At 55.9% G+C, this 12,083-nt stretch carries 8 protein-coding genes; 4 read left to right on the top strand and 4 right to left on the bottom strand.

Annotated features, from left to right (window positions below):
* Nucleotides 1-268 precede the first annotated feature (268 nt).
* The 4 genes from CPJ18_RS10140 to CPJ18_RS10125 all read left to right on the top strand — a co-directional run bounded on the left by CPJ18_RS10140 (nucleotide 269) and on the right by CPJ18_RS10125 (nucleotide 5,300).
* A complete protein-coding gene (locus tag CPJ18_RS10140; RefSeq protein ID WP_103657986.1) occupies nucleotides 269-1,777 on the top strand; it encodes an ABC transporter substrate-binding protein in 1,509 nt (502 codons plus the stop codon).
* 71 nt (nucleotides 1,778-1,848) lie between these two features.
* Nucleotides 1,849-2,763, top strand: a complete 915-nt coding sequence (locus CPJ18_RS10135) for an ABC transporter permease (protein ID WP_103657984.1) — start codon at nucleotides 1,849-1,851, stop codon at nucleotides 2,761-2,763.
* Between the two features lie 4 nt (nucleotides 2,764-2,767).
* Nucleotides 2,768-3,703: an ABC transporter permease gene (locus CPJ18_RS10130; RefSeq protein WP_103658254.1), complete on the top strand. Its 936-nt coding sequence runs from the start codon at nucleotides 2,768-2,770 to the stop codon at nucleotides 3,701-3,703.
* Nucleotides 3,696-5,300, top strand: a complete 1,605-nt coding sequence (locus tag CPJ18_RS10125) for an ABC transporter ATP-binding protein (protein WP_103657982.1) — start codon at nucleotides 3,696-3,698, stop codon at nucleotides 5,298-5,300. Before CPJ18_RS10130 ends, CPJ18_RS10125 begins: the two co-directional genes overlap by 8 nt.
* Nucleotides 5,301-5,334: 34 nt before the next feature.
* Here the strand turns inward: CPJ18_RS10125 and telA are convergent, their stop codons facing one another.
* The 4 genes from telA to mprF form a co-directional block, all read right to left on the bottom strand.
* Entirely contained in the window at nucleotides 5,335-6,672 is a 1,338-nt protein-coding gene (gene telA / locus CPJ18_RS10120) for a telomere resolvase TelA (RefSeq protein ID WP_103657980.1), read from the bottom strand.
* Nucleotides 6,673-6,751: 79 nt separating this feature from the next.
* A complete protein-coding gene (locus tag CPJ18_RS10115) occupies nucleotides 6,752-7,915 on the bottom strand; it encodes a M24 family metallopeptidase (protein ID WP_245445385.1) in 1,164 nt (387 codons plus the stop codon).
* Nucleotides 7,916-7,973: 58 nt separating this feature from the next.
* Complete coding sequence (locus CPJ18_RS10110; protein ID WP_103657976.1) at nucleotides 7,974-9,344, bottom strand: AcvB/VirJ family lysyl-phosphatidylglycerol hydrolase; 1,371 nt, start codon at nucleotides 9,342-9,344, stop codon at nucleotides 7,974-7,976.
* A complete protein-coding gene (gene mprF / locus CPJ18_RS10105; protein ID WP_103658252.1) occupies nucleotides 9,341-11,941 on the bottom strand; it encodes a bifunctional lysylphosphatidylglycerol flippase/synthetase MprF in 2,601 nt (866 codons plus the stop codon). The genes CPJ18_RS10110 and mprF overlap by 4 nt, the downstream gene beginning before the upstream one ends.
* Between the last annotated feature and the right edge of the window lie 142 nt (nucleotides 11,942-12,083).

Genomic DNA, 12,083 nt, shown 5'->3' with positions numbered 1-12,083 from the left:
AGTTATTAACAGGGATAATCTGCCTACAAACAAATGTTGTCAAGTTGGAGTGATTTGTAATTTGCCGTAATCAATTTGTATTATCTATAAATAAATCAATAAAAACAATGTTAAATTGAAATTGTCGACGACGATTTTTATTTGTTCGAGATGTTAAGTTGACAAATTATGCCCTTTGATCCAAGTTTGTATCAGTTAATGTGAGGAGCATCGACGAGCGGTCGCACGCTTTCAATGGCGCGACGCTGTTTCATCAGGGAGGAAAGTTATGACAAGCAAAACATTGCTCATCGGCGCGCTCTTGGCCGCCTCGTCAATTACGCCCAGCTACGCGCAAAGTGCGGGTAAGGATGTGACGATTGTTCTGGACGAGGAAGTCGATCTGGTCGAGCCGTGCATGGCCACGCGCTCGAATATCGGCCGTATCGTTCTGCAGAATATTTCCGAGACGCTGACCGAGCTGGATGTCCGGAACAACAAGGGCCTTCAGCCCCGTCTGGCCGAAAAGTGGGAAGAAGCAAAGCCGGGCACCTGGCGTTTCCACCTGCGCAAGGGCGCGAAATTCTCTGACGGTTCCGCTTTCGATGCGGGCGATGTGAAATACTCCATCGAACGGGCGATGAGCAGCAAGCTTTCCTGCGAAACGCCGCGCTATTTCGGCGAAACCAAGATTTCCGCCAATGTGGTTGACGATAACACCATCGACATCACCGCAGATCCGGCCCAGCCGATCCTGCCGCTGCTGATGACGCTCGTCACCATCGTTCCTTCCGAAACGCCCATGGAATTCACCCGCAATCCCATCGGCACCGGCCCTTACAAGCTGACCGAATGGAAAGCTGGCCAGAACATCACGCTTGAACGCCGCAGCGATTATTGGGGCAAGGCACCCGATGTTGCAAAGGCGACCTATGTGTTCCGTGGCGATCCATCCGTTCGCGCAGCCATGGTCAAGGCGGGCGAGGCCGATCTGGCACCGAATATTTCCGAACTGGACGCGACAGACGCGAAGATCGATTTCAACTATCTGAATTCCGAAACCTTCTACATGCGCGTCGATACTTCCATCAAGCCGCTAGATGACGTGCGGGTTCGCAAGGCGCTCAACATGGCGCTGGATCGCGATGCCTTTATCGGTACGCTTCTGCCAAAGGGCGCGCTCAAGGCCGTTGCCATGGTGCCTCCAAGCACAATCGGCTGGAACCCCGATGTAAAGCCGCTGCCGTTTGATCTGGAAGGTGCCAAGAAGCTGCTGGCAGAAGCGAAGGCCGATGGCGTACCTGTCGATACGCCGATTACCATCGTTGGACGCACCAACAATTTCCCGAACGTCGTGGAAGTTCTGGAAGCCGCACAGCAGATGTTCGAGGCCGCCGGCTTCAAAATCAAGCTTCAGATGTATGAAGTGGCGGAGTTCGAAAAGCAGTATTCCAAACCTTACCCGGAAAATCGCGGTCCGCAGCTCGTTGCTGCCCAGCACGACAACTCCCGCGGCGATCCCGTCTTCTCGATGTATTTCAAGTACGATAGCAAGGGCCGTCAGTCCGGCATTGCCAATCCCGAAGTCGACAAGATGATTACGGATGCGACCGCCGCCACCGGCGACAAGCGTGTGGAAGACTGGAAGAAGCTCATCGCCTATCTTTATAATGATGAGGTTGCTGATGTTCTGATGTTCCACATGGTCGGCTTTGCCCGCGTCAACCCGCGCATCGCATTCACCCCCACCATCGCGACAAACTCGCAGCTGCAGCTTTCTGAAATCAGCTTCAAGTAATCCGTCGCTATCAGCCAATCGGAAAAGGCGGAATTCCTCTCCGCCTTTTCTCCATCACCGGAGAAAGTTCGATGGGAAAGAAGATTTTCAAGCGGATCGTAGCGAGCCTGTTCTCGCTCATCGCACTCATCGTCATCGTGTTCTTCCTCTCTCGTCTCACAGGCGACCCGGCGGCGCTGTTCCTGCCGGTCGATGCCTCCCAGGAGATGCTGGACAAGTTCCGTGAACTCAATGGTCTCAATGACCCGCTTATCGAACAGTTCGGACGCTACGTCTGGGACGTGCTGCATCTGGATTTCGGTGACAGCCTGCGCAAGGCCCGCCCCGCTATCGATGTGGTGCTGGAAGCCTTCACCTGGACGCTTCAACTGGCGCTGATCACCATCACGCTGGTGACAGTCGCTGCAATCGTCATCGGTTCCATCGCCGCCTTCCGTCCCGGTGGCGTGTTTGATCGCTTCGTATCGCTGATCTCGCTCATCGGTGCCTCCGCACCTGACTTCTGGATCGCAATCGTCGGTATCGTCGTCTTCTCGGTCACGCTCGGCTGGGTGCCGACATCTGGTACTGGCACCATCTGGCACTGGATTTTGCCGATTGCGGTTCTCTTCATCCGCCCCTTCGGCCTCATCCTGCAAATCGTGCGCGGTTCCATGCTGTCTGCCTTCGGCTCAGCCTATGTGAAGACCGCGCGGGCAAAGGGCGTCAACAACCGCACGATCATCTTTGTGCATACGCTTCGCAACGCCATGCTGCCTGTTATCACTGTCATTGGCGACCAGGCGGCGGCGATGCTGAACGGTGCCGTGGTGGTGGAGACCATTTTCGGTTTCCCCGGTGTCGGCAAGCTGATGATCGATTCCATTCTTCAGCGTGACTTCAACGTCATCCTCGCGGCGATCATGGTTACAGCGATTGCCATTTTCATCATGAACCTGCTGATCGATCTTGCCTATGCGGCACTCGATCCGCGCCTGCGGACTTGAGGTCATGACCATGTCTAGTACACTTCCCCATGTCCAGACCATTGACGCCAAGCCTCGCGGCCGTGTGTCCGTTATTCTTGGAATGCTGTGGCACGATAAGTTCGCCTGTTGCGCTGCGGTTTTCCTGATCATTGCGGTGTTCTGTGCTCTGTTCGGCCCGATGCTGATGGGCGATACGGCGGTTTCCATGAACCTGCGCGCCCGCAATCTCGCACCCTTTACCGTTGATAAGGGCTGGCTTTTCATACTGGGCGGCGATGCTCTTGGTCGCTCGCTGCTGGCGCGCATCATCGTGGCGGCACAAAATACCCTGATGATCGCCGCTGGAGCGGTGGTTTGTTCCGCCGTCATCGGCTCTCTGCTGGGCCTGATCGCCGGTTATGCCTCAGAACGCGTGTCCAATATCATCATGCGTCTGGCGGATGTCATCATGTCCTTCCCGTCGCTGCTTTTGGCGGTGATCGTGCTTTACATGCTGGCACCATCGGTCGGTAATATCATCATCGTTTTGGCCATTACCCGTATTCCAGTCTATCTGCGAACCACCCGCGCCGAGGTCATGGAAATTCGCCAGCGCATGTTCGTGCAGGCAGCGCAGGTCATGGGTGCCTCATCCATGCGCATCGTCTTCCGCCACATCCTGCCCATGGTGTTTCCAACGCTGGTGACGATTGCGACGCTCGATTTCGCCTTCGTCATGCTGGCTGAATCCTCGCTGTCCTTCCTCGGTATCGGCATTCAGCCGCCGGAAATCACCTGGGGTTTGATGGTGGCGCAGGGCAAGCAATATCTGACCAATGCCTGGTGGCTGGCCTTCTGGCCGGGGCTGGCGATCATTCTCACCACGCTCTCCTTGAACCTGTTGTCGAACTGGATGCGTGTCGCGCTTGATCCCGTCCAGCGCTGGAGACTGGAAATAGGAGGCAAAAAGAATGGCTGATCATCTGCTGGAAGTCCGCAATCTCTCCGTCCAATTTCACACGGCGGGCGGCATCGTCAATGCGGTAAAGAACATCAACTGGTATCTGGATCGTGGTGAAACGCTGGCCATTCTGGGCGAAAGTGGCTCGGGCAAGTCAGTCTCGGCATCCGCCATCATGAACATTCTGGATATGCCGCCGGGTGAAATCACCAATGGCGAAATCCTGTTCTCGGGGCAGGACCTGCTGAAAATGACCAGCGAGGAGCGCCGCGCCGTCAATGGCAAGCGCATCGCCATGATCTTTCAGGACCCGCTCAGCCATCTCAACCCGGTCTACACCGTCGGCTGGCAAATTATCGAGGTCATGACTATCCACGGCGTGACGGCGGATACGGCGCGCAAACGTGCGCTGGAACTCTTCGCCCGCGTCGGTCTTCCTTCGCCGGAAGCGGCGATGGACAAATACCCGCACCAGTTCTCCGGCGGCCAGCGCCAGCGCATCATGATTGCCATGGCGCTGGCCATGAAGCCCGATATCGTCATTGCGGATGAGCCCACCACTGCGCTCGACGTGACGGTGCAGGCGGAAGTGCTCAAACTCTTGGGCGAGCTGCAAAAAGAGACTGGCATGGGCCTGCTGCTGATCACCCACGATCTCGGCGTCGTGGCAGAGATCGCAGATCGTGTCGTCGTCATGAACTCCGGCGAGATCGTTGAATCCGGCACGCCGGACGAGGTCTATCACAACCCCAAACACCCTTACACGCTGAAGCTCATCTCGGCTGCCCCCGGAAAGGGCAAGATGCATGAGCCGGACGCCAAGGGCGAGCCGCTTCTGCATGTCGAAAATCTCGAAAAATCCTACGGTGCCTTCAAAGCGCTGAAGGGTGTGTCGTTCGATCTGATGGCCGGCGAAACGCTTGCTATCGTCGGTGAAAGTGGTTCCGGTAAATCGACGCTGGCCCGCGCACTGCTGCGGCTGGAACCGGCAGATTCCGGCAAGGCTTTGTGGAAGGGACGCGATCTTCTGGCCATGCCCCCGAAGGAGCTTTACGGTCTTCGTCGCCAGATGCAGATGGTGTTTCAGGACCCGACGCAATCGCTTAATCCACGCATGTCCGTCTATCAGCTGATTTCGGAAGCATGGGTCATTCACCCGGAAATTCTGCCGAAAGCGAAGTGGCGCGCGCGTGTCGATGAACTGCTCGCACAGGTCGGTCTGTCGCCAACCCACGCGGCCCGCTACCCGCATCAGTTTTCCGGAGGCCAACGCCAGCGTATTGCGATTGCCCGCGCCTTGGCGCTGGAGCCGCAACTGATCGTCTGCGATGAGGCGGTGTCAGCGCTCGATGTTTCCATTCAGGCGCAGGTCATCGCGCTTCTAGACAAGCTGCGCAAGGAACTCGGCATCGCCTTCATCTTCATCGCCCATGATCTACCCGTGGTGCGGGACTTTGCGGACCACGTCATGGTCATGCAGCATGGGGAAGTGGTGGAAATGGGGACCGTCAGGCAGATATTTGAAACGCCTGGAATGGATTACACCCGCAAGCTGCTGGCGGCGGGTCTTGATCCAGATCCGCGGGTGCAGGCGGCGCGCGCAAGCGCCTTGTAAGGATAAAAGATATCCCCGGTTAGACCGCCGGGTGCTACGTCTGCGGCATGCCCGGAATTCGGTTCACCTCGACCATCTGCCGAATCGTTCGATCAGCGACCTTTTCAGCGCGAGCCCTGGATACGTCCGCATCCTCTGGAAATGTGTAGGTCATATACGACAATGACGTTTCGAGGTCGTTGTTGTTATGGCCTAGAATGGCGGCAAAATAGCTGTTCTTGGTAACGCTGGATGGTGCGAAATTGCGGAAGGCGATTTCGGCGTAGAGATGACGCAGGCCATAGGGTTTTGGCGGCTCTTCCTTGGGCCAGATATCCTCGAATTTGCTGATCACCTCATCGCGTAGCGGCAGGCGGACCTCGGACGTAAAATCATCGACGCTGAGCCCCAGCCACAGCTTGCCATCGCTGCTGTCCCGCAGGCGGCGATAGGCATCAAGCACGGTTTTCGACTGTTCCAGCACCGGGATTTCGTAGGTGACGCCGAACTTCGTGCCTTCGCCCTGTTTGGTTTTAGCCTGTCCGTTGAACAACACGCTCCACTTGGAAACACCCTTGCCATAGGCGGCGGGCGTCAGTTCGGCCTGCGTGAAGATTTCATAGGGACGCCGGCCCGTCGTTCCCATCAGGCCGATGGCGATTGTCATGGGGTCGGAGGATTGCAGGTAGCGGCGACACCGTCTCATGACCTCGGCATAGTTGTCGAAGGTGATGAGCGAGCCATGCTTGTTGGCGATCTTCGCCATCTTGATCTTGCGCGCTTCGTCATAAAGCTGCGGCGTGCCCGCTGCGATGCGCAGCATGGGGTGGTCGTCACCGAAGGCCTCACGCAGCGCATTACGGTATTTGGTGATGTAGGAGATGACGGTGGCCTGCGCCTTGTCTCCCATGGACGCCATCTCTGCGTCCCACAACGCCTGCATTTCCGCCTTGGTGGTGAGGCCATTGGTTGCGGCGATGAAATCCGAAACGCGCAGAAGGAAGCGTGGCTTGCGCCCTGCCATGTTGTACTCTGCTCGCTCAAGCTTTTCCTGGATCGAACTCGCAACACCTCTCACAGGATATTCTGCGGTCTTGATATAAGTATCCAGCCGCTCACGTAGTTTTTTCATGTTACAGATGGCAAGTGGTGTCGTCTTGGGGCCAAACGCATCTTTGAGCGCATATCTATATTTTACAATATACAGTTCGAGCGTTTTTTCCGTCCGGCCATTTTCAAAATGAAAACGGACCTCTTCATTCCACAAAGCACCGATCTTCTTTGTGTCGAATGTGCCATCCGGCTTTTTAGTAGACTGTATTTTCTCGATAAAGTCCGCGATCCGCTCTACCAGAATAGGTGTCTTCGTTTTTCTTTTTTCGGCAACGGACATCGTCAGCTCCAGAGATATGATTCGCGGCTAAAAAACTATATTTTAGACCTAATAGAAACGTAGCAATTTATTCGCGTTTTCAGGAAAATGGTTCCGTAGGTGATTTTGCCGGCTGGGTGAACCAGTTTGCGCCTTCGCTGCTCATATAAATGTGGTCCTCCAGGCGAATGCCGAAACGGTCGGGGTAAACAAGCATGGGCTCGTTGGAAAAACACATGCCTTGCGCCAGCGGAAGAGAATTCCCGCGTACGATATAGGGCTCTTCGTGAATTTCCAAACCGAGGCCATGGCCAGCCCGATGCGGCAGACCCGGCAGCGCGTAATCCGGCCCCAGTCCATGCTTTATCAGAACGTTGCGGGCGGCATCGTCGAGACTGCTGCAGGGGGCACCGAGTTCTGCGGCATCAAAAACGGCTTGTTGTGCTTCGCGCTCGATCGCCCAGGCCTGCGCAAAATCCGCTGCCGGGTTTTCAAGGACATAGGTGCGTGTGATGTCGGAATGGTATCCATCGATGCGCGTTCCGGTATCTACCAGAATAACGTCACCATCCTGTAAGGTCTGGTCACCATCTGCCCCGTGCGGGAGCGAAGTGGCTTTGCCGAAGGACACTATGCAGAAATAGGAGCCGCCTTCACCGCCAAGCTCCAGATGCTGCTCGTCAATGTAACGAACCACTTCCGATGCGCGGATGCCAGGTTTCATCAAACGATGGGCTCGTTTATGCACCTCCAGAGTCAAATCCATGGCGTATTGGATAATGGCGATTTCAGACTGCGATTTTTGAATGCGCAAGCCGCTGACCAAAGGCCCACCGTCTATCAACCGGTCCTGCCCAAGCTCTCTTACGAGGCTGTGATAGATAAAAAGCGGTAGACCTTCATCCAGTGCGACCCGGCCCTGCCGACCAACCAGCGAGCCGACGAGTGTCGCGGGGTGCTGCTCTTCCTGCCAGATATGAATATCGCCATCGATGTGCGGCAGCGTATCGACGCGGCTCTTTTCGAAGCCGGGAACGATGTAATGCAAATCTGTCGGGGTGACGACAGCGCCCAACAGCCGTTCGCTCTGGTGCCATACCAAGCCGGTGAAGTAACGAAGGCTTTCGGTAGAGCCGAGCAGCAGAGCGGCAATATCCTGTTTAGCCATTTTAGCGCGGAGGCGTTCGAGCCTCTCGAACCGTTCTGCATTACCGATAGGTGCTGGCTTGGTGCCGAGGAACATGAGTGGGGCTTTCGTTGACATCATGGCAACGGATACAGAGTTGAAGCGGTGTATTCAATATGTCGACAAAGAATTTCGGTTACGGTTGCTGCTGCAACCGCTTTTTGAGGGAGGCGACGATTCTCTTTGTGAGCGCCTCATAATCCTCATCGAAGTGATGTCCGCCATCGATGCCGATGATTTCCGCGCCTTTGTCCTTCAGGTCTGGGCAGGCGGCGTCTTCATCGTCCGTGCCATACACGCACTGTACGATCTTCGGGTTGATTTTCTCAAGATCCTTAACCGGGTCTTGTGTGCCTGAACCGGAAACGCCCAGCCACCCGCCGACCGAGATTTCATAGGAAACCTCATGGGATAGAGACAGCAGGCTCATCTGTACGACACGGCTTTTATCTTTTTCCGGCAGCAAGTTGAAGGTAACAGGCAAAACGTCGGCACCGAATGAATAGCCGATCAGCATGACATTCTTGACCTTCCATTCCTTGCGGTAGGTGTCGATGATGCGCGAGAGATCGGCCGCAATATCGTCCGGTTTTTTCTCGGACCAGAAATACCGCAGAGAATCCACGCCGATGGTGGGCACACCATCCTGCTGGAGGAAGCTGCCGACATCCTTGTCCAGATCGCGCCAGCCACCGTCACCGGAATAGATGATCGCCATCGTATCCATGGTTGGTTTGGCTTCCAGGACAGTCAACGGCAGACCCAGGGGATTATCCGAATTTCCGGCCGCATCGATACGGTCTTGCAGTGTCTGCGCCAGGGCTGCCTGCGCATCGTCTGTCACGTCCTTGATGTCGATATCGGCGTGGGATTTCAAGAGGTCTTCGACGTGGGCGCGGCCCTTGGCATCCGCTTTAGGCGTGAACACGACGCTGACAGGTGCCGGCAGCGGACCATCGGTCAGGCCATAGATTGTCCGGTCATTATCCTTCTGCTTTGTGGCCGGTGTGCAAAGTATTTTCTCCAGTGGAATACCGGCAACAGGATCGACTGCGACGGCCTCGCCGATCGTTGCCGCTGGGCTCTGCGCAATCATGGCAAGGGCAAGCGTCGCACCGTCACCGATTCCAGCGATGATAGGCGGGCGATAATTGGAGACGCCGGCCTTGCGCTGTATTTCCTGCGCAAGCTCCTCGATGTCCGAGATCATGTAGATGCACTCATCATCATCTGCCTTGAGTGCTTCGATATATTTCGGGAAATCGATGCCGACGACGGCAGCACCTTTTTCGACCAGCGCTTCCGCTTCGGTTTGCTCTGCTTCACCCCAGCCGGTCGGGCCAGATATCAGGAAGATATTGGCGCTGACATCACCGTCCGGCAGCATGATGTGATCGGGAGGGATCATGCCTGTCTGATAGCCATTGGCGTCTTGTGCTGACACGTGAAATGGAATAGAGAGTGTCGCTGCTACCAACGCTGCTTTCAGATATTTCAGGCCTGTCATTTACCAATCACTCCTCTGACGCCGCCGCTGATGAGAACGGTCGCGTCCATTAGGGCCAAAGCGGCGCTCGTGCCGTTGGAAACCGCGACATAACGCGGCTCCCATTTCGGGTGGAACTTCGATTTGAACGCTCTCAATCCTTTGAAATTGTAGAAACGCTCACCGTGTTCGAATAATGTCCCGCCAATCCGATCCCAGACCGGAGCCGCCTCTCTTTTGGACATGCCAGAAAGCGGAGCCATGCCCAGGTTGAAATAGGAGTAACCCTGTTCGCGCATATATTCAATAATGCTGACAAACAGGAAATCCATCGCGCCGCGAGGTGCATCCGGGGAGAAGCGCATGAGATCGACGGTCACTTCTTTTTTCGTTTCCGTCATCAACAGGTTGGCGAAAGCGGTAACCTTGCCATCCTTGTGCAGCACCGCAACGGGTTGCGAGAGAATGTAGTCCTTCTCGAAAGAGCCGAGGGAGAAGGTCTTTTCACGGGTATTGTGGTGCTCGAGCCAGGAATCGGAGACGCGTTTGAGGTCATCATAGATATCCGCAACTTGCGGAGTGTCTATGACGGAAAATGTCAGCCCGTCCCGCGCGCCACGGCTGAGTGATTGGCGCAGATTGGCCAATTTTCCACCCTTCAGCTCGAAGCGGGTGAGGTCGACCATGGCGAGTTCGCCCAGCTTGAAGGCGCGCAGGCCTGCATCGGCGCAGTGGGTGAGAATAGCCGGTGATATCTGGTAAAACACCGCCCTTCCACCAGATGAGCGGGCTGTCTCCACGAATTGCCAGACCAGATCAGCGAAATCGTTTTCGTCCCCGACAGGGTCAGCCAGCGCAATCCAGGAGCGACCGCGAATACCGTACATGATGAAGGCTTTGCCGCTCTCGGACAGCATGACGTGTTTGTCACCCATGCGCACGAGATTGGCATCCGCCACATCCTGTTTCTCAACAATCGCTGTGGCTTTCTCTATATCATCAGGATGTATCTCTTCGGGGCGATACATGACTGGCCGCAAGAGGCTGAAGATCGCGACCGTCGATGAGGCGAGTACCAGTCCCAGCAAGGCGCGCAGACTGCGTGGTGCCTCTTCCGAGAATTCGAACTGCCACCAGAGCGTCTGGCTATAGTCGGTATCGCGGTAAACGAAGAACAGGATGGTCGCCGCACCCGCAACGATGACGGCCATGGCGGCGAGCCATGTCGGTCCCAGCGCCTGACGCAGAAGTGAAGCATGGCGGGTGAAGCTGCGAATGTTGAAGAATAGCGCAACGATGAAGATTCCAAGGAAGATCGCCTCGAAAACAGCGATAGCCTTGATCAGCGACAGGAAAAGACCGCCAGCCGCAGCAACCAGCGCCACCCACCACGCGCCATCGAGTCTCTGGCTCAAACCACGAGATGCGACCACGAGGACAAGGCCGAGAATACTGGACAGAAAGTGCGCTGCTTCGATGATCGGCAAGGGTACGAAGCCGGAGAGGAAATCGAGATTGCTATCCGGAGTTGGCGTCACGCTCGAAAAGATCAGCATGGTGCCGAGAATGAGCGCATAGGCCGAAAGCAGAGACGGTGCCAGCCGCCCGGCAAGATGGCCGATATCGGCCATGACGGGCTTGGAAGCAAACTGCTTCATCTCCGTTGCCAGCATCAGGATGATGGCGACCAGAAGCGGAAGCACATGGTAGATCATCCGGTAAAGGACGAGCCCGCCCAGCAACTGATCCAGGCTGATGGCGTTGCCGAGTCCTGCGACCATGACCGTTTCGAAAACGCCGAGACCGGCGGGCACATGGCTGAGAACGCCCAAGCCTACGGCTGTCGCGTAGATGGCAAAGAAGCTCGGCCAACCCACATTGGTTTCCGGCAAGAGCACGTAGAGAACGGAAGCAGAGGCGGCAATATCGAGGGCTGACACCAAAAACTGACGCGACGACGTGCGGCTGTCGGGCAAGCGCAGTTTCAGGCGTTTGATCTGGATGACCCGGCTGTTGCGGCCCAGATACATCAACGTCGCCATGATGCAGATGACCGCCAGCGCGCCGCCCCTCAACCACGTTGGATCGACACCAATAATGGTCGCGATGCGCGGGGCCACGATTAGCGTTGACAACGCGCTGACGGCAAGCAGTCCAAGACCGAAAGACAGTGTCACAAAGGCAATGATGCGGGCAATATCAGAGGGGGTAAGCCCCATGCGTGAATAGGCGCGGAACCGGATAGCGCCACCGCTCAGGGGGCCGAAACCGGCCGTATTACCAACAGCATAGGCAATGAATGCGGTGGCAATGACGGAAGGGGTGGGCAGCTTCTTGCCGATATATTCTATGGCGTTCAGATCATAACAGATCAAGGCAGCAAAGCTTAAGCCCGTGAACAGAATCGCGAGTGCCGCAGCCTTCCAGCTGGTGTCCGCAAGCGCATCGACAATGTCGTCATAACGGACTTCGGAGGTCAACTTGTAGATGGTGAAGGTCATCATCACGAAGACGACCGTCACCGTAATAGATGTGAGATGCGGCCTGTACCGCTCAAAAAAGCCTTCGAGACCGGCATCGGCCTCTTCGATCTGCGCTACGTCTGTCTTCTCTGTCATATGCTTTTCCACAGGATCAGATTGCGTCTGGCCAACCACAGCATTGTGACGCTAGTTCGTTGTGTTTTCACAAATACGAAGATTTGATTTTTATTTCATAAATTCTTCGAGAGAACAGCACAGCGAAACAGCCTGCAGTATT

It is taken from the genome of Agrobacterium rosae (assembly GCF_002915175.1).
GTDB classification, from domain to species: domain Bacteria; phylum Pseudomonadota; class Alphaproteobacteria; order Rhizobiales; family Rhizobiaceae; genus Agrobacterium; species Agrobacterium rosae.
Note: the sequence above shows the minus strand (reverse complement) of the source record. Positions and strands in the feature narration are given on the sequence as shown.